Below are 20,823 nucleotides of genomic sequence, written 5' to 3'. Positions count from 1 at the left end.
GCCATACAGGGCTGGCGCTGCCATCCAGCGAGGACAGACTCATGCAGGTATTCGGAAACACAGGTGCCCTTCTGATAGAAACCGACGAACGTGGGGTCGGGCTTGCAATCCGCGAAGGTGAGCGCTTTCGCTTCACTGCGCTCGACCCGCGCTACGACAACCTTGATGGGAAACTTTTCGGCAGCCCCGAGGAAATCGAGAGAACCATCAATCGGGCAAGCTCAGACAAGCCGAAAACGAACGGCCAGAGATCATCGGCTCAGGCGGCGTGATCTCAGGCCGTCAGGTTGAAACTCCAGGTTTCCTGTCGGGCAGCATTCAGCCATTCCTGATAGAGGGGCCAATCCTGGATCTGTTCCATGTAAGCCTGGCCGAGCGGCCCCGGCATGATGCCATAGGTGGCAAAGCGGCTGACCACGGGCGCATAGAAGGCATCGGCGAGCCCCGGCGAACCGAACAGGAAACCTCTGCCGCCAGCCTCCTTCAGGCAGGCCTCCCAGATGGCACTGATACGTTCCACATCACGCCTTGTCTCCGCGGACAGATCGATTGGGCGATGCGCGCGCATGTCCATCGGACATTCTTTCCTCAAGGCACCGAAGCCGGCATGCATTTCAGCAATGATGCTGCGCGCACGCGCACGCGCAGCGCGGGCGGCAGGCAAAAGACCGGCCTGGGGGTAAAGTTCCGCCAGGTATTCACCGATGGCCAGGCTGTCCCAGACAGTGCGTCCCTCATGAAGCAACACCGGCACCTTGCCGCTGGGCGACCAGGACAGAATTTGTTCTGACGTATCTTCCCGGCGCAGAGGAATCACCTCCTCGCAAAAGGAAAGCCCTGCCTGACGAAGCGGCAGCCAGGCACGCAGGGACCAGGAGGAGTAGTTCTTGTTTCCGATGACAAGTGTAGTATCCATGAAACGCTCGTGAAGACTTGGTGCAGATTGCTTGGATGTCGAGCCTGCCCGTGCGAGCTTGGTTCCGCAATTCTTTCTTCAACTCGCTTCTGGTGAACCGATCACGATGACAAATCACATGCTTGCTTCCCTTGCCGATTCCTCTGGCCACGCCATCGCCTTGCGTATCCTGAATGCGGACAGCCTGGAAAGCTGGTTGGCCGATCAGCCGGACGAGGTGCGTGCCTGGGTGACAGCAAACGGGTTCAGCGCAAAGAGCGGCAGCTTCTGTCCCTTGCCTGGCAGGAATGGCCAAATGAACGAGATGCTGGCCGGCGTAGAGGCTTTGGACGATATATGGTCCTACGGCGCCTTGCCGAAATCCCTGCCGCCCGGAACCTATGAAATACAGCCTGCCCTCGACAGGGACAGTGCGAATGCCGCCGCACTTGGATGGGCACTTGGAAGCTACAGCTACAACCACTATCGCAAGGTGGACCGCTTGTCCGCTTCCCTGGTCTGGCCACAGAATTGCGATAGCGCGGCGGTAAAACGCCTGGCCCGTGGCATCGGACTGACCCGCGACCTGATCAACACTCCCGCCAATGACATGGGTCCGGAGGAGCTGGAGGAAGCCGCCCGCCAGCTAGCAGGCGAACACGGAGCCGCCTTGCAGGTCGTCGAGGGAGAAGCTTTGCTGGAGGAGAACTATCCCGCCATTCATGCAGTGGGCCGTGCCTCCACACGCGCTCCGCGCCTCATTGACCTGCGCTGGTCCGGAGGAGACAAGACAGCGCCACTGGTGGTTCTTGTCGGCAAAGGCGTCTGTTTCGACACGGGCGGCCTGGACTTGAAACCGGCCGAGGGCATGAAAATCATGAAGAAGGACATGGGCGGTGCTGCCCATGTGCTCGGTCTTGCCTCCACGATCATGGAGGCTGAGCTGCCCATTCGCCTGCGCGTCCTCATTCCTGCGGTGGAGAACGCGGTGTCCGGAAATGCCTTCCGACCCCTGGATGTCATACAGACACGCAAGGGCCTGAGCGTGGAGATCGGGAACACGGATGCCGAAGGCCGGCTGGTACTGGCCGATGCACTCTGCGAGGCGGGCAGCGAGAAGGTCGACCTGCTGCTCGACTTTGCAACGCTGACCGGTGCCGCACGCGTGGCCCTCGGTCCCGATCTGCCTGCCATGTTCTGCAATGATGGCGCATTGGCGTCCTCTCTGGCGCAGCATGGCGAAAGGCAGAAGGATAGCCTTTGGCGTCTGCCCCTACACCAGCCCTACCGTGAGAAACTGAAAAGCAAGGTCGCCGACCTGAACAACGTTTCGGAAGGCCCCTTTGCCGGCGCCATCACGGCGGCCCTGTTTCTGGAACACTTTATTCCGCCGGAAACACCCTGGGTGCACTTCGATGTCTATGCCTGGAACCAGAGCGACCGCCCCGGCCGGCCGGCCGGCGGTGAAGCCATGGCCTTGCGCGCCGTCTACAGCCTGATCGAGGAGCGGGCTTTGTCAGGTAAATCGCCCAGCAACGACAGCGCATGAAAAAGCGGGCCCGGAGTGTTTGCTCCGGGCCCGCCGTAGAACTGGATCCCGTTACAGGAAAGCAGGCTTCAGGCTACTCGACCAAAACGGGGGCCTTGTCCTTGCCTCCGTTTGGGCCCGAAGACTTCTTGCCGCCGCCTTTCTGTGGCTCCTCGAAGGCAAAGGTCAGGCGGTCATCCTTGACCTCGACGCGGACATAACCGCCCTTGGCAAGCTTGCCGAACAGCAGTTCTTCCGCCAGTGGCGTCTTGATGTTCTCCTGGATGATCCGGCCCAGGGGACGGGCACCGAAGGAGGGCTCATAACCCTTCTTAGCCAGCCACTTGCGGGCCTCCTCGCTCAACTCGATGGTCACACCACGGTCGGCCAGCTGAGCTTCCAGCTGGATGACGAACTTGTCGACAACCTGGGCAACGATTTCCTCCGAAAGTCCGGCAAACGAGATAACTGCATCCAGGCGGTTGCGGAATTCCGGTGTGAACAGGCGGTTGATGGCCTCCAGATCCTCGTCGGTCCGATTGCTGGACACGAAACCGATGGCGGGCTTCGCCATTTCGGCAGCCCCGGCATTCGTGGTCATGATCAGGATGACGTTGCGGAAGTCGATCGTCTTTCCGTTGTGGTCCGTAAGCTTCCCATAGTCCATCACCTGCAGCAGGATATTGAAGAGATCGGGATGCGCTTTCTCGATCTCGTCCAGCAGCAGGACACAGTGAGGATTCTGGTCCACGGCATCAGTCAAGAGACCGCCCTGATCGAAACCGACATAGCCCGGCGGCGCACCGATCAGGCGGCTGATGGTATGCCGCTCCATGTACTCGGACATGTCGAAGCGAGTGAGCTCGATGCCCAGTGTGCGGGAAAGTTGACGCGCCACTTCGGTCTTGCCGACACCTGTGGGACCGGCAAAAAGGTAGCTGCCGATGGGCTTTTCCGGCTCGCGCAGCCCGGCACGCGACAGCTTGATGGCCGCAGACAGGGATTCGATGGCCTTGTTCTGCCCGAACACCATGGTCTTGAGGTCGCGTTCCAGCGTCCGCAGGGATTCCCGGTCGTCCTTGGTGACGGCCTTCGGTGGGATCCGCGCGATCTTGGAGACCACGGCCTCGATATCCTTGACGGCCACCGTCTTGCGCTTGCGGGAATCCGGCAGAAGACTTTGCGCCGCACCGGCCTCGTCGATCACGTCGATGGCCTTGTCCGGGAGCTTGCGGTCATGGATATAGCGATGCGCCAGCTCTACGGCCGTCCGCAGGGAATCCTGCGTATAGCGCACGCTGTGGTGCTTCTCGTAATAAGGCTTGAGGCCCTGCAGGATCTTGACCGCATCATCGACAGTCGGCTCATGGACATCGATCTTCTGGAAGCGCCGCACCAAGGCGCGATCCTTCTCGAAGTAACTGCGGTATTCCTTGTAGGTCGTGGATCCGATGCACCGTAATGTTCCGTTCTGAAGCGCAGGCTTCAGCAGGTTCGAGGCATCCATGGCCCCACCCGAGGTCGCCCCGGCACCGATAACGGTATGGATCTCGTCGATGAACAGAACGGCATGATCCTGCTGTTCCAGCTCGTTCATCACGGCCTTCAACCGCTCTTCGAAATCACCGCGGTAGCGCGTCCCGGCTAGCAGCGAGCCCATGTCGAGGGCAAAGATCGTGGCGGTTTTCAGTGCTTCAGGCACCTGTTCGTCCACAATGCGCTTGGCCAGACCCTCGGCTATGGCCGTCTTGCCCACACCTGGATCCCCAACATAAAGTGGATTGTTCTTGGTGCGGCGGCACAGCACCTGGATGGTGCGCTCGATTTCGGCATCACGTCCGATCAGCGGATCGATACGTCCGTCCTTGGCTTTCTGGTTCAGGTCGACGCAGTAGGCGTCCAGCGCCTCGCGGCCCTTTTGAACCACCTTTTCGGACTGCGCCTCATTTTCCGCGCCGTGAACGGTTTTGGATTCTTCCTTGCCGGAGACCTTGGCGATGCCGTGGCTGATGTAGTTCACGGCATCAAGCCGGCTCATGTCCTGTTCCTGAAGGAAATAGACCGCATGGCTTTCACGCTCGGAGAACATGGCCACCAGGACGTTGGCGCCTGTGACTTCCGCCCGTCCCGAGGACTGCACATGAATGGCAGCCCGCTGAAGGACCCGCTGGAAACCGGCCGTAGGCTTGCTCTCCTCCGTCTGCAGGTTGATCAGATTGGCCAATTCGTTGTCGATATAGTCACCGACATCACTGCGCAACTGATTCACATCCACGCCACAGGCTCGCATTACGGACAGGGCGTCACTGTCTTCGCTCAAGGCCAGCAGCAGATGCTCCAGCGTCGCATATTCATGCCGGCGTTCGCTGGCCAGGGCCAGGGCCCGGTGCAGCGTTTTTTCGAGATTTGGCGAGAGCATTAGAGGCCTACTCCTTTTCCAGCGTGCACTGCAGGGGGTGCTGGTGCTTGCGCGCGTAATCGACCACCTGTGTAACCTTGGTTTCCGCTACTTCATATGTAAAGACACCACACACGCCGACACCCCGGCGGTGCACCTGAAGCATGATCTGCGTGGCCTCTTCCCGACCTTTCGAGAAGAACTGCTCCAGGACATGAACGACGAACTCCATCGGCGTATAGTCGTCATTCAGCATCAGAACCTTGTAGAGCGACGGCTTCTTGGTCTTTGTCCTGGACTTTACGACCACGTCGGTGGAGCCGTCGTCGTCTCCATCATTTCCGTCATTCGCACTCATAACGGCTTCCTGATACATGCAAGGTAACCAACTGCCTTCGTTTCCGGTGATCATAGCACAAAAAGCTTTTCCTACTGATTAACTTGGAAAGAAGAATGCGGCGTCAAGAGGGCACTCTTTCATATTCGTCATGACAAGAGGGAGTCTGGCAAATTCCTCGGGCGCCATCAAACGAAACGGGGCCCGACATCGCTGCCGGGCCCCGCTGTCAGAACGTCATGTCACCGGGCATTCATGCGGCCGGCTTCATGACCTTTTCCATGGTCGCCTGGGCCCGCGTCTGAAGCGGTGCAACAGCTTCGTTGGCCGTCTGCATCGACATCTCGCTCAGCTTTGCGGTCTCCGCCAGGAACTTGTCGAACTGGCCACGGCTGTATTCGCCGTGCAGATCGGTGAATTCCTGAAGGTTCTTGGCACCAAGCATCTTCTTGGTCATGGCCAGGCCCGCTTCCATATTGGACTGGGTGAACGCCATCATTTCCTTGCTGATGGCCTCGAACCCCTTCGCAAAGGTCGTGCCTGAGTTCACGACGGCATTCAGGTTCTCCTTGCCGAGATCCTGGAATTCGTCGTAGTTCTTGAAGGCCATGTTGGAGGACTTCTCGACCTGTTCCTTGGTCATGGAGAAGGCCTGCTCGTACTGCTTCGTTGCGGCGTCGGCGCTGACCTTGAGAACCGCATCGACAGTTTCCTTACCGGAATTGACGGCGGCCTCAACAGGCTTCAACGCTTCCTGCGCCGAGGCGGTTTTCTTTGTGGTCATATCTCTATACTCCTGATGTTTCGTGTGACGTTACTCTGTCGAACTCCATGAATTGCAGCTCGTCAGAGTTGATCAACACATGGCTTTGTTGCGATGCAACATACCGGTAAGATAAGGATGGCACTCAGTAAGTCAAGGGAATTTTGTGCAGTGCAGCATAACCTCGAAGTTAGCACTGCCATTTCACGCAGCTGTCTCTGGACGTGAAGCTGCGGCGATCGACCGCATGGCTGCCAGCATCGGTCGTTGTACAGAAAGCTTCCCTGATTCTGACTTCGTCTGTAGAACAGGCAAGAATGCTTTTTGATAGCTTTTCACCTGAAATTCTGGACAGCCGCGACTCCATCGCATAGAATCGCTGTGATTCAGGGGACTATAAGCTATTCTTTGGGGGCCGTCTCAATGATTTCCACATCATTCACACACTTGGCAGCTAGATTTCTCTGCGTATTCGCAGCGGTATTCCTGCTTTCCGCGGCCGCCCAGGCCAATCCGAAATACGCCTCCATCATCATGGACTACCAGACAGGCAAAGTCCTGCACTCTTCCAGTGCCGATGCTCAGCGCTATCCTGCCTCGCTGACCAAGATGATGACGCTGTATATGGTGTTCGAGCAGCTGGACAAGGGAAACATGACCCTTGATCAGCCCCTTACGGTTTCACCGCGTGCCGCTGGCATGCCGCCGTCGAAACTGGGCCTGCGCGCTGGCGAGACCATTCGCCTGAAGGACGCCATTGGCGTCCTTGTGACGCGCTCGGCCAATGACGTGGCGGTGGTCATTGCCGAAAGCATTTCCGGAACGGAGTGGGACTTTGCCCAGCAGATGACTCGCAAGGCGCAACAGCTCGGCCTGCGCAATACCACCTTCCGCAATGCGTCCGGCCTGCCGGACCGAGGACAGATCACCACGGCGCGCGACATGGCCTATCTTTCAAAGGCCCTGCTCGACCATTTTCCGCATCACTACAAGTATTTCTCGACCCAGCAATACAGCTATCGCGGACAGACCATCAACAGCACCAACAAGCTGCTGAAACGCTATGACGGGGTTGATGGTATCAAGACCGGATACATCAACGCCTCGGGCTTCAATCTTGCGGCCTCGGCCGTGCGCAATGGGCGCCGGATCATTGCGGTTGTCTTTGGAGGCCGCACCTCGCGCACACGTGATGATCACATGGTGACGCTGCTGAATCGCGGATTTGACAAGGCTAAGCAACTTCGTGTCGCCAACCAGATCACGCCAACAGGCCCGGCAGCACCCAAACCCATCCAGCTTGCCTCTGCGGTCGCTTCGACACAGGCGGCCGACAGGGATAACAAGAGCACCTCCTCGGGTCTGTCCCTCATTTCAAAGGCCGAAGCTTCGACTGGCGATGCCACCTATGCCGAAGGCGATGCCTCCACCTCCGGCATCTGGGCGATCCAGGTCGGTGCCTTCCGCAGTTCCCAGTCAGCGCAAGACATGGCTGGAAAAGCTGCCGAACGGATCCGTGGATTGTCCCTTGAGCACGTCGCTGTCAGCAGCACCCAGGGCACAAAAGGTGCGCTTTATCGCGCCCGTCTGATTGGCCTTGCGGAGAATCAGGCCAAGGGGGCCTGCAAGTCGCTGTCTTCCGAAGGAATGGATTGTCTGGTGGTAAATCCCTCGGGCGGCTGAGGTTCCTGTAACAGGGACCCAGACTCGGCCCAAGTGCCAACGAAAATAGGCTGCCGGCATCACACTGCTGGCAGCCTATTTTGTTTTGCCGTCGCTGAATGCTTCAGTTGTTGGGCCTGTAGGCCAGCCGCAGTGCACCCCAGTGCTGTCCACCGACATATATTGGAACTGAAACATCCTTCATCAGGACGAACTGCCCTCCGCCCATGTCACGGCGATAGGTCTGCAGCAGGAAAGGTTTTGTATTCCTGCCGGCTGCCAGACCCACGCGATCGTTGAACAGCCGTCGATTGCGGCAATTGGCATTGTTCCAAACGGGATCGTTGCCCTGGGGGGCGGAGAACTTCCTGTTGTGCGTCGGGATATACCCCTCGGTATCGATGCAGGCGCAGAAGACGATCCGCTCATCCTGCTCAAGGGCTGCTTCCTGGAATTCCGGCAGCAGCCGGTCCGTCAGATCCGTGAAGGGAGCCATGTGCTGCTCTGGGTTCGTTCCGGGAATCGTTTTATAATCCCGGCTGAACAGATCTGCTTGAGGGATCTCGTTCTGTGACAGTGCCTTTTCAAACGCATCAGCACAGTACTGTGCCGTTTCCCTGGCCAACTCGATAAAAGGACGATCCAGGGTATTCTCCTGACTGTCCGCCACCAGGCCCAACAGGTTCTCACCAGTGGAGATCAGGCTGTTGATACGATCCCTGCTTTCCTTGAGAGTTTCCCCCGATTGCGTAACCCCTCCGGTCATGCCGTTCAGGGTCTCGGCCAATTGCCGCGAGCCTTCGTCGATATCACCGGCATCCCGGGCAATGTCCCCGGCACGGCCATCCACGGCTTCCATGGCCTGCTGTAGCTTACCCAGCAAGCCGTCGAGGCTTTCTGTCCCCTCACGCACAGCCTCGGCCTGCTGTGTGCTTTCCGTACCCATCGAGATAAGGTGCTGCGCCTGGCTGGTCAGTTGGCTGAGGGTTTCGTCGATTTCTGCGGTTGCCTTACTGGTCTGACTTGCCAATTCCTTCACCTCGCCGGCAACCACGGCAAAGCCCTTTCCGGCCTCCCCGGCCCGCGCCGCCTCGATGGTGGCGTTCAGCGCCAACAGGTTGGTCTGCTTGGCGATGGCGTCAATCCCGGCAGCTACCCGTGCAACCTTGTCCAGGGCTTCCTGCAGGCCGGAAAGCTGGCTTTCCATATTGTTTACGGACTGCACCAGGCTGCGGATCTTCTCCAATCCGCTGTCCATGGTCTCTCGCGATCCTGAGACCTCTTGCGATGCACTGGAAGCCGTTTCCTGGGCCGAGGCCGCCATTTCCAGGATGCGGTGATTGCGTTCGGAAACGCGATTGGCCTGTGATGACAGCTCGTTGAGTGAACCGGCCTGCTCTTCCACATTGCGGGCAATGCTCTCCACATCGCCGGCAACGTCCGTCAATTCCAGCCCCAGGCCTCCCGCGATTTCGGCAACACGGTCGATCAGTGTTCCCGCCTGATGGTTTCCATCCAGCTCGCTCATGACTTCCCCGTCTAAAACTCGGTTTTCGTAACCCGAATCCTAGGAAGCAGAGGTTTAGGAATCATTAAACGAGCTTTTTATATGATTTGGCGAAATTAGCTGTCCGGAATTTCCACTCCGCTGATGTGAAGTTGTTCGGCCAGCCGTTTCTTCAAACGCTCCAACGCTTCTTCATCGCCAGCTTCACAGCGAGCGACAAGGACATCCTGGGTGTTCGACGCCCGCAGCAGCCACCAGCCGCCATCCTCGCTGACACGTACGCCATCAATCGCATTGACCTCGACATCATCGCGTTCTTCCAGGCGTTCCTTGACCTCCTGGATTACGGCCTGCTTACGATCATCAGCACAGGGAAATCGCAATTCAGGTGTATTGACAACCGATGGCAGGGAATCACGAAACGCGGCCAGGCTGTCACCCCAGGTTTCCAGTGCCGACAACAGGCGTACCGCAGCATAGAGCGCATCATCGTGCCCATAGAAATGATCGGCAAAGAACAGGTGGGCACTCATCTCACCTGCAAAGGGCGAACCTGTTTCCTGCATCTTGGCCTTGATCAGGGAATGTCCGGTTTTCCACATCAGGGGCTGTCCCCCCAGGGCGGCGATTCCATCAAACAGGATCTGACTGGCCTTCACATCCGCTATGATCGTTGCTCCCGGCTGTGCCTTCAGGACGTCCCGGGACAGCAGCAGCATCAACTGATCCCCCCACAGGATACGCCCCTGGGAATCCACAGCACCAATACGGTCGCCATCACCATCGAACGCGATGCCCAGGTCACAGCCTTCATCTCGCACTGTTGCGATCAATTGCTGCAGGTTGTCCGCGACCGTCGGGTCGGGATGATGCGCCGGAAAAGCGCCATCGATGCGCTGGTTGAGCAGGATATGTTCGCCCGGAAGCTGTTCGCACAGCCGTTCCATGGCCACCCCGGCTGCGCCGTTGCCCGCATCCCAGGCGACCTTGAGGTTCTGCGGCCCCTCGTAATCGCGCAACAACCGCGAGACATAGGCTTCCAGAAGTTCGTGGTCCTCGACCTCTCCCTCACCTTGCAGGTAGTCGCCGCCTGCAGCCATTCGGCCAAGTTCCAGGATATCCTGGCCAAAGACGGCCTGCTTTCCGATCACCAGTTTGAAGCCGTTGTAGTCCGGAGGATTGTGGGAGCCGGTCACCATGACGCCGCCATCGGCATCCAGCGCATGTACAGCATAGTACAGCATGGGCGTGGGCCCCAGCCCGATCCGGTCCACATGAACGCCACTGGACAGAACACCGGCAACCAGGGCCGCTTCCAGCTCGGGCGAGGAAAGGCGCCCGTCATAACAGACAACGACGCGCCGGCCTCCATTGCGGCGAACCTTCGTGCCAACAGCCCGGCCCAGAGCGCGGGCATCCTCGGTGAAGAGCGTCTCTCCAACCAGGCCGCGTATATCGTATTCACGCAGGATGCTGGGGTTGAATGAATGTCCTGAAGGCTCGGCCAACCGTTCTCCCGTCATGCCATTTCCCTCTCATCAGAGCGATAGCGCCGCAGGATCTCGTCCATGGCACCTCCCAGATCGTCGCGGGCCAGCGCAAAGGCAATATTGGCCTCCAGGAAACCTTCCTTGCTGCCGCAGTCGAAACGTGTTCCCTCGAAACGAAGGCCATGGAAAGGCACCGGCCCGATGGTCCGCGCCATGGCATCGGTCAGCTGGATCTCGCCGCCTGCCCCCTTGTCCTGGTGCGAAAGCTCGTCGATCACCTGGGGCTGCAGGATATAGCGACCGATGATCGACAGGGTCGAGGGCGCCTCGGACGGCTTGGGCTTCTCCACCAGGCCGCGCGCTTCGGCAATTCGACCGTCATCGCTGACCACATCCAGGATGCCATAGCGGTCGGTCTGCTGCTCCGGCACGTCCATCACCGCGACCACATTGCCTCCAACTTCGTTGTAGACCTCGATCATCTGCGCCAGACAGGATCTGGGCGCCTGGACCAGATCGTCGGCCAACAGAACAGCAAAGGGTTCATCTCCCAGAAGGGCGCGCGCACACCACACGGCATGCCCCAGACCCAGAGGTTGCTGCTGGCGTATGTAGGCCACCTGGCCCGGTTTCATCACCGTATCTTGAATCATCTCCAGGCTCGCCTGCTTTCCACGCGCCTCGAGAGTCTCCTCGAGCTCATAGGAATGATCGAAATGATCCTCTATGGCGGCCTTGCCGCGTCCTGTGACAAAGATGAACTCCTCGATACCGGCAGCGCGTGCCTCCTCCAGCGCATACTGAATCAAGGGCTTGTCCACGACGGGCAGCATCTCCTTGGGCAGGGCCTTGGTGGCCGGCAGAAAGCGCGTGCCCAGACCGCCCACGGGAAACACGGCCTTGCGAATGGGTTTTGGCATGGCTTGCTCGGATCCTCTTCTAACAACACCTGCTCTGAATAAAGGGCGGCAGGAGCACTGTTCAACACACAACTTTCTCAAGAAAAGATCAAGCTTTGCCCCTGAGATGCTTCAGCAGCACATCCTTTGCCTGGTTGATCTTGCTGGCCAGGTAGTTTGATCCCTCTGCATCCGGATGAAATTTCTGCATTAAACGGCGATGAGCCGCGCGCACCTGCGTCTCGTCGGCACCAGGGTCAAGCTCCAGGATACGCCAGGCCTCCTCCAGTGACATTTCCGAGCCATTCGAAGGATGCGACTGGTCCTCGCCAGCGGCCCGCCCGCGTTTTTGGTTTCGCCAATCCTCACCCAGGACACGGTCCAGGTAGCTTTCCAGGACGGCCGTTGATTCCTCATCCGCTATGCGGACCTCTTCCCAGAAGGCAATGAGATCCTGATGGCTCATTTCGGACAGGCGCTGGGGCCGGTACTCTCCCTCGCGTACAACGCCATCCATGCTTCCCGTGTCATGATCCAGAGTCATGCGCAGGAAGCGTGTCTCGACTGTCGAGACCTGGCCGGGGCCCTGCCCACCGCCCGGCCACTTCATGCGACGCAGCAAGCTAGGCAGGCGGAACAGCAGGGGCATCAGGAAAGGAAGTGCCAGGGCAATCAACTGGCGCAATCCACCCCAGAGGGCGAACAGCATCAGGCCCGTGCCGATCAGAGCGGCCGTCCACAGAAGTGCCGTTTTCACGCGCCCGGGTGAGGCATTCACGAACCAGCGCAGCAGGAGGTAGCCCCCCGCAAGACCGCAGACAATCAGAATGACCCAGCCCAGCATCACGACTCGCGGCTGTGATCGGCCAGACGCAAACGCTCATGAAGTTGCCGTGCCGCACCACCCTGCTGCCGGGAACGATCCGACAGAGCCTTCATGCCCCCGCTGGCATAGACCGCCACGGCACCCAGCAGGTCCTTGAGCTGGCGGGCGGATCCTGCATCGAAACGGCAGTGAGCACCGCCCGAAAGCTTTGCGATCTGGGAGAATGCCTGGGTGGCCGTGGGATCGTGTCCTTCCTGAAACAGGAAACAGGGCACACCGACGAGTTTCAGTTCGCCGGCCAGATGTCCCAGTTCGTCCACGTCTTCCTCGACACAATCGCCAATGAAGACCAGAGCGGAGACCTTCTTCTTCGCATTCTCGCTACGTGCATGACGCAACAAGCGGGCGATCTGCGTACGGCCAGCTATGCACTGCACGGCGGTCATGGCTTTCAGCAGGCTGGCAGGCTCGGAGTGCCAACGGCTGGCCTTGCATTCCCCGAAACCACGGTAGAACGCCAGTTGGACATCCAGCCCTCCCAGACTGCCGGCCTGGCTGAACATCTCGGCCTGCTGGTCCATGGCCTGGTCCCAGGTGGGCTGACGGCTGGCTGTTGCATCCAGCGAAAAGATCAACCGACCTCGCTGACCTCCGGCCGCACCCTTTCCCTGGGCCGGCAAGTCCCTGACTTTCCGAAGGAAATCATCGACCTCCCGGTTGCGGTCAGGCGTGCTTTCGCCCTGTTTCGTGACGTTGCCCTTACCTGCGCCCTTATCTGCCATGAGATCCTGCTTGCTGTTCCACGATGACCTGCATTTCCATCTTGATCATTTAGATCAATTCGGCGCCACAGGAAATCAAGCCGGATCAACTCTCCTGGGTTACACCGATGGTGCGCAAGAGTTCGCGAACTTCCTGGCGCGCCGCCACATGGCTCATGGTCAGGCTGCTGTGGGTTTCCCGCAGGTCCAACAAGGTCAATCCCTGGGGGAAGAGTTCGCGAAAGATGACACGCTCACCGAACCCGGGCGCCAGGCGAAAACCGATGCGCTGCGACAGCTCGTCCAACAGCTGGCCAATTCGCTGTTTGTTGCGCGCATCCAGATGGGACAGGCGGTTGCGCATAACCACCCAGTCCACCGGCCGCCCACCCTGGCGCGCACGCTTCTGGCGCTGTTCCCAGACCATCTGGCTGTAGATGCTGGGCCCCAGAATCTTGCGCCCCTGCGCATCCAGTCGTGCCAACAGATCCAGGTCGATAAAGCTGTCATTGAGTGGGCTGATCAGGATATCCGCCAGGATGTGCCCCAGGCGCGAAAGGTGCGAATCACTGCCCGGAGTATCGATGACCAGGCAATCACAGTCCTGAAGGCGCTCCACTGCGGCATTCAGCCGCTCTTCCTCATCTGCCCGGGCTTCCTCGCGACGGTCCAGGGTCGAGCCCAGCACCTTCTCAAGCGGTGGCACTTCAAGCGGCAACCCTTCGGACTCCACGAAAGCAGCCCGGTTCTCGACATAGCGGGACAGGGTTCCCTGGCGCGCATCCAGATCGATGATGCCCACCTTGCGGCCGGCATGAATCAAAGCCACGGCCAAATGCATGGCGGTGGTCGACTTGCCCGAACCGCCCTTCTCATTGCCCAGCACGATATAGCGCGCCTTGGATACATCGGCCGAAAGGTTGACGGATGGGTTTGCGGTAACACTGCTCACAGCTTTGACGACTCCCGATGACTTCCCCAGCCCGGAATATCCTATAAGCCTGGACGCGAAAAGCCGGCAAGCACGCTTTTCCAGAGTTCATGAGAAACACGACAGGCAGCCAGAGCCATATTTCCCAAACTTTGCGAGCAAACTGGATGGCGTCGTGTGACAATAACTTTAGTTTGCTTTCCCTGCGTACAACTGTATGTTTTTGTCATATCTGGGTACCAAGGCTTACCGGCAGCAAGACCGGTTGCAACAGGGAGTTTAGCTGGCTGGCCTGCCAGAATCGCCCGGCTCGGGCCACAAAGGCACTCGTAGCGTCCAGCAGTGTCCGCTCTCGAGAAAAGTCTCCAGAATCCCTTTGCAATCGAACCACTTCCTGCCGCCGGTCCGGGCCGTGTTGGACCCGCATACACTGGTTCGAATAAGGGAGGAACCAAAGACATGACATTCTCTTGGATTACAAAATTGGGAACCGCCAGCGCGGCGCTTGCCATGGCCGGTGCCATGGCGACGAGCGCCGTCGCTCAGGATGACTGGCCGGACTCCGTAACCGTCGGCACCGCCAGCCAGGGCGGCACCTATTTCATCTACGGGGCCGGCTGGGCCGACCTCGTGCAGGAATCACTGGACATCACCACCGCAACGGAGGCCACCGGTGGTCCTGTGCAGAACATGGCCCTGGTCAACGCCGGTGACCTGGAGTTCGGCATGACCACCATGGGACCGGGCTATGACGCCTGGGTCGGCGAGAATGAGATTGCTCCGGGTGTCGAGATGCGCGACGTCCGCGCCCTCTTCCCGATGTACCAAACGCCGTTCCAGATCATCGCTCTTGCCGATTCCGACATTGACTCGGTCGAGGACCTGAACGGCAAGACCGTTGGCGTGGGACCGCGTGGCGGTACGCCGGGCACCTACTTTCCGCGCTTCCTCGAGCAGCTCGGCGTTGATTTCGAGCCGCAGTATGGCGGCGCCAGCGATCTGGGCAGCCAGTTGCAGGACGGTCTGATCGACGCCTTCGCCTTTGGCGCCGGGGTCCCGATCGCAGCCTTCAGCGAAGTGGCCGCACAGCGCGACGTGAACATCTTCGCCTTCACTGACGATGAGATTCAGACCCTTCTGGACGAGAACCCCTCGCTGGCCCCCTTCACCATTCCGGGCGACACCTACGACGCCGTACCTGAAGACCAGGACACAGTCGCCATGTGGAACTTCGCCATTGCGAACAAGTCCATCCCGGAAAGCCTGGGCTACGAGATCATGAAGGTTGTGCTCGACAACAACGACCGCATGATGGAGGTCCACAAGGCATCAGCCGAGACCCTGCCCGAGCATTATGACAAGAACAGCTTCATGTTCTTCCATCCGGGTGCCGTGAAGTACTTCCAGGAAAAGGGCTACGAGATCGACGAGGATCTCATTCCACCAGAAATGAAGTAAACTTTTTCGACCAGCCGGAAGCCAAGGCTTCCGGCTGGTTTCTTTATTCCAGTCTGGAAGTGTTCAAATTCCAGAAATCCGCATCCGCCGCTATACTGGAACAAGATCAAGATGGCCCGGGAAGACAATCAGCTCCAAACGGAAAGCTCCGCTCCGTCGGACGTGGTGGAAACGCTCAACGTCGAGAAGATCGACGAGGAAGTTGTGGTTGCCAATGAGCGCGACCTGAAAAGCTGGCGGGGCTGGTTCATCTTTGCCGCCTGTGTCGGCTATGCCGCTTTTCACCTGATCACGCTCAATATGTTTCCGATGGAGACCTGGTCCTTCCGGATTACCCATATCGCGGGCGCCCTTGTGATCGGTTTCATTCTGATGGCCGCACGCAAGTTCCAGGACACGGAAACCGGTGGCAACATCGGGTGGTCTCCGTCCAGGATTGAAATCCTGCCAGGTGCCATCGCCGCTCTTCTGACTCTGATGGCTGTCGTCCTGTCCGCCTACGCGGCTCATATCGTGCTGGTGCAGGGACAGATGGCCCCGCCACCCTGGGTCTGGGAATATGCCAGCATCGGCACTTTCGCTGCGGCGATCATCGCGATCATCAGCAGTTGGCTGTTCAAGCCGCAGGCGCAGTATTTCGGCTGGTATGACGTAATCCTCGCGACCTGCAGCGTTCTGGTCTGTGTCTACCTGCTGATCAATCTGGCGGCCCTGCAGTCGCGGGCGGGTGTCATGCCCACACCACCGGATTTCTGGATGTCGTTGACCGGCATCATCCTGATCATGGAATTGACCCGGCGTGTGGCGGGACTGCCGCTTATCATCATTGCGCTTGTTTTCATCTCCTATTCCTTCCTCGGCCCATACCTGCCGGGAATTCTCGAACACAGCGGCTATCGAGCCTCGCGCTTCTTTACCTATATCTACACGGACAACGGCATCCTGGGGCCCACTGTCGCCGTTTCCTCGACCTACATCATTCTTTTCATCATCTTCGCCGCTTTTCTGCAGGAGTCCCGGGTTGGCGAGTACTTCGTGAACTTTGCCTTCGCCATCGCCGGACGCACAAGGGGTGGACCGGCCAAGGTGGCGGTCTTCTCCAGTGGACTAATGGGCATGATCAACGGCACCTCGGCAGGCAACGTGGTGGCCACGGGATCACTGACCATTCCATTGATGAAGAAGGTCGGATATCGCTCACAGTCCGCAGCCTCGATCGAGGCCGCCTCCTCCACCGGAGGGCAGATCATGCCTCCGATCATGGGGGCCGGTGCCTTCATCATGGCTGAAATCACCGGTATCAAGTACACGGAATTGATGATGTCGGCCATCATCCCTGCGATCCTCTATTTCGCAGCGGTCTTCCTGATGGTGGATTTCGAGGCGCAAAAACTGGGGATGAAAGGCCTCCCCTCATCAGCTCTGCCGCGGCTGAACGAAATTCTGAAGAAGATCTTCCTCTTCATCCCCATCATCATCCTGATCTATACGTTGTTGTCGGGCTACTCCGTCATCCGGGCAGGAACCATGTCATTGATCGCGGCTGTGGTGGTCAGTTGGCTGACGACCCACCGTATGGGACCGATTCGCACGATCAATGCGCTCAACCGGGCCTCGCGGATGGCCATCCAGTTGATTGCGGTCTGCGCCTGCGCCGGTATCATCGTCGGTGTGATCGGGTTGACCGGGGTCGGCCTGCGTTTCTCATCCATGCTGCTGCAGTTGGCAGATACCAGCCAGCTTCTCGCCCTGGGCTTTGCGATGGTGATCTCCATCATCCTGGGCATGGGCATGCCCACCACGGCCGCCTATGCCGTGGCGGCCTCTGTCATCGCCCCTGGCCTCATCCGCCTTGGAATCGATCCACTGACCGCGCACTTCTTCGTATTCTACTACGCGGTCATCTCGGCCATCACTCCACCGGTTGCGCTGGCGGCCTATGCAGGCGCCGCGATCGCCGGTTCTGATCCCATGCGAACCTCCGTCACAGCCTTCAAGTTCGGCCTGGCGGCTTTCATCGTGCCCTACATGTTCTTCTATGCACCAGGACTGCTGCTGCAGGCAGACGCTCAGACGATTGCCCAGAACATGGTAACGGCCTTGATCGGCATCTTCCTGTTGGCCTCGGCCGTACAAGCCTGGTACTTCGGCCATGCTAAGACCTATGTGCGGGTGCCCTTGCTGATTGGCGCGATCTCCATGATTTCGGGTGGCACGGTCACCGATATCCTCGGAATCTCCATAGGGCTGATCCTTTTCTTCTGGCAGAAGCGTTTTGCCTCCACAGCGCCGCTGGAAACACCCAGGGAGCCCGCATCACCCACCGGGCAACAGCAAGCCTGACCCGTTCGGAGACGTAAAAAAAACCGGGAAGCCATATGGCTTCCCGGTTCATGGAAGAGACTGAGGGGGCAGGCTCAGTCTTCTTCAGCCTGGTCATAGAGGTAACCGCCACCAGCGCCCAGTGCGCCGCCCAACAAGGCGCCCGTGGTGGCACTACCGCCGGTAATCGCGCCAAGGGCAGCACCGCCGGCCGCACCAGCCGCGCCGCCGCTCAAGGTGCGCTGTTCGGTCGTGGACATGCCGGAGCACCCTGCGAGGGTCAGACCAGCAACGGCTGTGAGGGCCAGAACGATCTTCTTCATGGTCAAGCTCCTTCGTTCAATAATATCGTCAGGATCGACTGTAATCCTGCTTGTTTCTCGCACCTACATTTGGCCGCAATAAGGCAACCTTCAAGGCTTGATCCCGCTTTTCCCACTTTGGACGTCCTCAAGGCAAAGAAAAACAACAATTTATCTTGAAGAAGTCCAGTATTGCCACGTGGCTGACACAGAAACGCCACAGCCTTTTCTGCATCCCAAATCCCGCTTTTCCTGTAACGAACAGGATTGAGTCGTTCGGGCCCACCCGAATCGGAAATCCGGATGAATGGACACAGGCTGTGTCCTTTGCGCGCACAGGATCAACCGTGATTGATTCATCGTGCCGGAGAGCGTTACCGTCATGCTAAGAACTTGCGTCATGGAAGGATACGCCTGTGCTTAGCCGCATTCTCATTACCGGGCTGGTCGCAGGCTCTATAGCCGGGCTTGCTATCACCGTCCTGCAGTTGGCGACCCTGATGCCCCTGCTTCATCAGGCTGAACTCTATGAAGCTGGTTTTGGCGCCAACGAAACCCTCAGCATGCACGACAACATCCTGCATGATCGGGACCAGGCCGGTGTCTTTGGCAAAAGCCTGCTTACGCTCCTGTCCAATGGAATGACCGGTATCGGCTTCGGTCTGGTCATTGCCGCTGGCATGAGCCTGCTGGGGCGTACGCGTGCCTGGCATGGGCTGCTTTGGGGAACTGGCGGTTTCCTGGCCTGGAGTCTTCTCCCTGCGATCGGAGTTCCACCAGCATTGCCCGGCGTGGAACAGGCACCGCTCTTCGAACGACAGTCCTGGTTCCTGGTCACGGCCTTGTCCAGTTCGGCTGGTCTGCTGGCGTTGTTTCTTCTGCGCCCTCATTGGCTCAAGCCAGTGGGCCTGATCCTCCTGGCCCTTCCGCATCTCTATGGCGCCCCAGTTGTTCCAACGGCGCAAAGCGGCATACCGCCGGAACTCTCCGAACAGTTCCTCCTGGCATCGCTTAGCACGTCCGCGGCCTTCTGGCTTGTGCTGGGCATCATATCCAGCAGTATCTTTCGCACCCTGGTACGCAATCCCCAGGCGGAAATGGTCTGCGAGCCCGGTTGAACGCTCTTCAATTCGGATGATGGCTTGGCGTCAGGTCCTCGCCCGATCAACGGCCTGACGCAGTTCACGCGCTGCAGACTCGGGGTTCTTTGCACTGCAAATGGCCGAGACCACGGCAACCCCGGAAACGCCTGCGCGCACAAGCGCTGGCACATCCGCGACCTGGATTCCGCCGATCGCCACTACAGGCAGGGATGTCGCCTCACAGATTGCGCCCACGCCCTCTGCGGCAATCGGCTTCTTGGCATCCGCCTTGCTGCTGGTCACGTTCACGGGACCTGCACCCAGATAGTCCACCACCTGAGGATCTGCCGCCTGCGCATCCTTCGGGCGTGAACTGGACAGGCCCACCAACCGGTCGGGCCCCACGACCTGGCGCACCAGCCGCGCCGGCATGTCGTCCTGGCCCACATGCACACCTGCGGCCCCCAACGCCATGGCTTCCTCGACCCTGTCATTGATGATCAGCGGCAATCCCGCAGGCTTCAGCAAACCTTGCAGGCTGCGTCCAAGCTCCACGAATTGCTGCTTGTCCGCTGTCTTGTCGCGCAACTGGACCAGGCTGACTCCGCCCTTCACCGCTAGGGCAACCACATCCTCGAGGCTGTGGTAACGTACGTCATCCGGACCGATTACCAGGTAGAGCGAAAGATCGAAATCAGGGCGTGTCATTCCTGCTCCTCCATCCATTCTATCGCGGCCAATTCATCCAGCTTTTCGGGAGCCATGCTATAGAGCGCATCCAGCAACCGGACCCGGAAGGATCCGGGCCCCTGGGCTTGACTGCCAGCGATTTCGCCAGCAGCGGACATGCAGGCCAATGCATGACTCGTGGCCACAAGTGGGTCCGCCTCCACCGAGAGAAAGGCGCCGCTCAAAGCGCTCAGAGCGCAACCGGTAGCCGTGACCCGGGTCAACAAGGGATGTCCACCCGACACACGCAAGGCCCGCTGACCATCGGTGACGAAATCGACTTCGCCGGTAACGGCAACGACCACCTCCACCTCGCGTGCCAGGCGCTTTGCATCTTCCTCGACATCGCGAACCGACTGCGTGGCATCGACACCCTTGCCGCTGCGCAAGGCATGATTGGCCACGGCGGAAACCTCGGAAGCGTTGCCGCGTAGAAGTGTTGGCCGGATTTTCAGCAGCCGTTGCGTGTTCTCCATGCGAAAACGCGTGGCGCCACAGCCGACCGGATCCAGCACCCAGGGCGTCTCACTGCCCAGTGCCTGGACGGCAGCACTGACGGCCGCCTCCTGCCAGTCCACGGTGAAGGTCCCGATGTTGATGGTCAGCGCCCCTGCCAGAGAGACGAAATCCTCCACCTCCTCTGCAGCATGGGCCATCACGGGTGAGGCACCGATCGCCAGCAGGCTGTTGGCCGCAAGATCCATGGCCACGAGATTGGTGATATTGTGGACCAGTGGGCCGGTTTCGCGGATGGCGCCCAGGCTTTGTCCGGGGGAGGATCTGTTCTGCATGTCCTTGTGCCTTTGCAGGAGTGGCTGCACCAAAGATGGGGAGTCTGCCGCCTGTAGAATGGCAATGCACGCGCTTACCTGTCCTGTGTGATTGTCCTGCCGTTTCGAAACAGCTATCTAGCAGATGACACGCAAGGGAACC

The 20,823-nt window shown here is 59.2% G+C and carries 19 protein-coding genes; 6 read left to right on the top strand and 13 right to left on the bottom strand.

The window, feature by feature from the left end; all coding sequences use genetic code 11:
* The first annotated feature begins 41 nt into the window (after nucleotides 1-41).
* Nucleotides 42-272, top strand: a complete 231-nt coding sequence (locus G502_RS20285; protein ID WP_022729260.1) for a hypothetical protein — start codon at nucleotides 42-44, stop codon at nucleotides 270-272.
* Nucleotides 273-274: 2 nt separating this feature from the next.
* Here G502_RS20285 and G502_RS0113760 read toward each other — a convergent pair whose 3' ends face one another.
* Nucleotides 275-916 (bottom strand): glutathione S-transferase family protein, encoded by a 642-nt coding sequence (locus G502_RS0113760; RefSeq protein ID WP_022729259.1) that lies wholly within the window; start codon nucleotides 914-916, stop codon nucleotides 275-277.
* 118 nt (nucleotides 917-1,034) lie between these two features.
* Between G502_RS0113760 and G502_RS20280 the strand changes: the two genes are divergently transcribed.
* Nucleotides 1,035-2,444, top strand: coding sequence for a leucyl aminopeptidase family protein (locus G502_RS20280; RefSeq protein ID WP_040488310.1), 1,410 nt, complete (start codon nucleotides 1,035-1,037; stop codon nucleotides 2,442-2,444).
* Between the two features lie 73 nt (nucleotides 2,445-2,517).
* On the opposite strand, the gene clpA is transcribed toward G502_RS20280, so the two are convergent.
* From clpA to G502_RS20270, 3 genes are all read right to left on the bottom strand, one after another.
* Nucleotides 2,518-4,842: an ATP-dependent Clp protease ATP-binding subunit ClpA gene (clpA, locus tag G502_RS20275; RefSeq protein WP_022729257.1), complete on the bottom strand. Its 2,325-nt coding sequence runs from the start codon at nucleotides 4,840-4,842 to the stop codon at nucleotides 2,518-2,520.
* A gap of 7 nt (nucleotides 4,843-4,849) precedes the next feature.
* Nucleotides 4,850-5,179 carry an ATP-dependent Clp protease adapter ClpS gene (gene clpS / locus G502_RS0113745; protein WP_022729256.1) on the bottom strand — a complete coding sequence of 110 codons (330 nt, stop codon included), beginning with the start codon at nucleotides 5,177-5,179 and terminating at the stop codon, nucleotides 4,850-4,852.
* Nucleotides 5,180-5,411: 232 nt separating this feature from the next.
* Entirely contained in the window at nucleotides 5,412-5,942 is a 531-nt protein-coding gene (locus tag G502_RS20270) for a phasin family protein (RefSeq protein ID WP_022729255.1), read from the bottom strand.
* 402 nt (nucleotides 5,943-6,344) lie between these two features.
* On the opposite strand from G502_RS20270, the gene G502_RS0113735 reads away from it, so the two are divergent.
* Nucleotides 6,345-7,604, top strand: a complete 1,260-nt coding sequence (locus tag G502_RS0113735) for a D-alanyl-D-alanine carboxypeptidase (RefSeq protein ID WP_022729254.1) — start codon at nucleotides 6,345-6,347, stop codon at nucleotides 7,602-7,604.
* A gap of 103 nt (nucleotides 7,605-7,707) precedes the next feature.
* Here the strand turns inward: G502_RS0113735 and G502_RS0113730 are convergent, their stop codons facing one another.
* The 6 genes from G502_RS0113730 to G502_RS0113705 all read right to left on the bottom strand — a co-directional run bounded on the left by G502_RS0113730 (nucleotide 7,708) and on the right by G502_RS0113705 (nucleotide 14,018).
* Nucleotides 7,708-9,111, bottom strand: coding sequence for a methyl-accepting chemotaxis protein (locus tag G502_RS0113730; protein WP_022729253.1), 1,404 nt, complete (start codon nucleotides 9,109-9,111; stop codon nucleotides 7,708-7,710).
* A 95-nt stretch (nucleotides 9,112-9,206) separates the two neighbouring features.
* On the bottom strand, nucleotides 9,207-10,613 hold the full coding sequence (gene pgmG, locus G502_RS0113725; RefSeq protein ID WP_022729252.1) for a phosphoglucomutase/phosphomannomutase PgmG: 1,407 nt from the start codon (nucleotides 10,611-10,613) through the stop codon (nucleotides 9,207-9,209).
* Nucleotides 10,610-11,500: a UTP--glucose-1-phosphate uridylyltransferase GalU gene (gene galU / locus G502_RS0113720; protein WP_022729251.1), complete on the bottom strand. Its 891-nt coding sequence runs from the start codon at nucleotides 11,498-11,500 to the stop codon at nucleotides 10,610-10,612. The genes pgmG and galU overlap by 4 nt, the downstream gene beginning before the upstream one ends.
* Before the next feature lie 88 nt (nucleotides 11,501-11,588).
* Entirely contained in the window at nucleotides 11,589-12,323 is a 735-nt protein-coding gene (locus tag G502_RS0113715; RefSeq protein WP_026989487.1) for a DnaJ domain-containing protein, read from the bottom strand.
* Nucleotides 12,323-13,087, bottom strand: a complete 765-nt coding sequence (locus tag G502_RS0113710) for a hypothetical protein (protein WP_022729249.1) — start codon at nucleotides 13,085-13,087, stop codon at nucleotides 12,323-12,325. The genes G502_RS0113715 and G502_RS0113710 overlap by 1 nt, the downstream gene beginning before the upstream one ends.
* An 85-nt stretch (nucleotides 13,088-13,172) precedes the next feature.
* Nucleotides 13,173-14,018: a division plane positioning ATPase MipZ gene (locus G502_RS0113705; protein ID WP_022729248.1), complete on the bottom strand. Its 846-nt coding sequence runs from the start codon at nucleotides 14,016-14,018 to the stop codon at nucleotides 13,173-13,175.
* 438 nt (nucleotides 14,019-14,456) lie between these two features.
* On the opposite strand from G502_RS0113705, the gene G502_RS0113700 reads away from it, so the two are divergent.
* Nucleotides 14,457-15,455 carry a TAXI family TRAP transporter solute-binding subunit gene (locus G502_RS0113700; protein ID WP_026989485.1) on the top strand — a complete coding sequence of 333 codons (999 nt, stop codon included), beginning with the start codon at nucleotides 14,457-14,459 and terminating at the stop codon, nucleotides 15,453-15,455.
* A 111-nt stretch (nucleotides 15,456-15,566) separates the two neighbouring features.
* A complete protein-coding gene (locus G502_RS0113695; RefSeq protein ID WP_022729246.1) occupies nucleotides 15,567-17,798 on the top strand; it encodes a TRAP transporter permease in 2,232 nt (743 codons plus the stop codon).
* A 74-nt stretch (nucleotides 17,799-17,872) separates the two neighbouring features.
* Here G502_RS0113695 and G502_RS0113690 read toward each other — a convergent pair whose 3' ends face one another.
* Nucleotides 17,873-18,100, bottom strand: coding sequence for a YMGG-like glycine zipper-containing protein (locus tag G502_RS0113690; RefSeq protein WP_022729245.1), 228 nt, complete (start codon nucleotides 18,098-18,100; stop codon nucleotides 17,873-17,875).
* Nucleotides 18,101-18,495: 395 nt separating this feature from the next.
* Between G502_RS0113690 and G502_RS0113685 the strand changes: the two genes are divergently transcribed.
* Nucleotides 18,496-19,197 (top strand): CbtA family protein, encoded by a 702-nt coding sequence (locus G502_RS0113685; RefSeq protein WP_022729244.1) that lies wholly within the window; start codon nucleotides 18,496-18,498, stop codon nucleotides 19,195-19,197.
* Between the two features lie 30 nt (nucleotides 19,198-19,227).
* Here the strand turns inward: G502_RS0113685 and thiE are convergent, their stop codons facing one another.
* A complete protein-coding gene (gene thiE / locus G502_RS0113680; protein WP_022729243.1) occupies nucleotides 19,228-19,869 on the bottom strand; it encodes a thiamine phosphate synthase in 642 nt (213 codons plus the stop codon).
* Nucleotides 19,866-20,681 carry a hydroxyethylthiazole kinase gene (gene thiM / locus G502_RS0113675; RefSeq protein WP_022729242.1) on the bottom strand — a complete coding sequence of 272 codons (816 nt, stop codon included), beginning with the start codon at nucleotides 20,679-20,681 and terminating at the stop codon, nucleotides 19,866-19,868. The genes thiE and thiM overlap by 4 nt, the downstream gene beginning before the upstream one ends.
* Between the last annotated feature and the right edge of the window lie 142 nt (nucleotides 20,682-20,823).

The organism is Fodinicurvata sediminis DSM 21159, from assembly GCF_000420625.1.
Lineage (GTDB): Bacteria > Pseudomonadota > Alphaproteobacteria > Kiloniellales > DSM-21159 > Fodinicurvata > Fodinicurvata sediminis.
The sequence above is the reverse complement of the archived record's forward strand: the minus strand, read 5'-3'. Positions and strand labels throughout refer to the sequence as shown.

What these genes read in the sequence shown, in the direction of transcription:
- G502_RS20285 (WP_022729260.1), top strand. Translation starts at nt 42, where the DNA reads ATGCAGGTATTCGGAAACACAGGTGCCCTTCTGATAGAAACCGACGAA.
- G502_RS0113760 (WP_022729259.1), bottom strand. Translation starts at nt 916, where the DNA reads ATGGATACTACACTTGTCATCGGAAACAAGAACTACTCCTCCTGGTCC.
- G502_RS20280 (WP_040488310.1), top strand. Translation starts at nt 1,035, where the DNA reads ATGCTTGCTTCCCTTGCCGATTCCTCTGGCCACGCCATCGCCTTGCGT.
- clpA (WP_022729257.1), bottom strand. Translation starts at nt 4,842, where the DNA reads ATGCTCTCGCCAAATCTCGAAAAAACGCTGCACCGGGCCCTGGCCCTG.
- clpS (WP_022729256.1), bottom strand. Translation starts at nt 5,179, where the DNA reads ATGAGTGCGAATGACGGAAATGATGGAGACGACGACGGCTCCACCGAC.
- G502_RS20270 (WP_022729255.1), bottom strand. Translation starts at nt 5,942, where the DNA reads ATGACCACAAAGAAAACCGCCTCGGCGCAGGAAGCGTTGAAGCCTGTT.
- G502_RS0113735 (WP_022729254.1), top strand. Translation starts at nt 6,345, where the DNA reads ATGATTTCCACATCATTCACACACTTGGCAGCTAGATTTCTCTGCGTA.
- G502_RS0113730 (WP_022729253.1), bottom strand. Translation starts at nt 9,111, where the DNA reads ATGAGCGAGCTGGATGGAAACCATCAGGCGGGAACACTGATCGACCGT.
- pgmG (WP_022729252.1), bottom strand. Translation starts at nt 10,613, where the DNA reads ATGACGGGAGAACGGTTGGCCGAGCCTTCAGGACATTCATTCAACCCC.
- galU (WP_022729251.1), bottom strand. Translation starts at nt 11,500, where the DNA reads ATGCCAAAACCCATTCGCAAGGCCGTGTTTCCCGTGGGCGGTCTGGGC.
- G502_RS0113715 (WP_026989487.1), bottom strand. Translation starts at nt 12,323, where the DNA reads ATGCTGGGCTGGGTCATTCTGATTGTCTGCGGTCTTGCGGGGGGCTAC.
- G502_RS0113710 (WP_022729249.1), bottom strand. Translation starts at nt 13,087, where the DNA reads ATGGCAGATAAGGGCGCAGGTAAGGGCAACGTCACGAAACAGGGCGAA.
- G502_RS0113700 (WP_026989485.1), top strand. Translation starts at nt 14,457, where the DNA reads ATGACATTCTCTTGGATTACAAAATTGGGAACCGCCAGCGCGGCGCTT.
- G502_RS0113695 (WP_022729246.1), top strand. Translation starts at nt 15,567, where the DNA reads ATGGCCCGGGAAGACAATCAGCTCCAAACGGAAAGCTCCGCTCCGTCG.
- G502_RS0113690 (WP_022729245.1), bottom strand. Translation starts at nt 18,100, where the DNA reads ATGAAGAAGATCGTTCTGGCCCTCACAGCCGTTGCTGGTCTGACCCTC.
- thiE (WP_022729243.1), bottom strand. Translation starts at nt 19,869, where the DNA reads ATGACACGCCCTGATTTCGATCTTTCGCTCTACCTGGTAATCGGTCCG.
- thiM (WP_022729242.1), bottom strand. Translation starts at nt 20,681, where the DNA reads ATGCAGAACAGATCCTCCCCCGGACAAAGCCTGGGCGCCATCCGCGAA.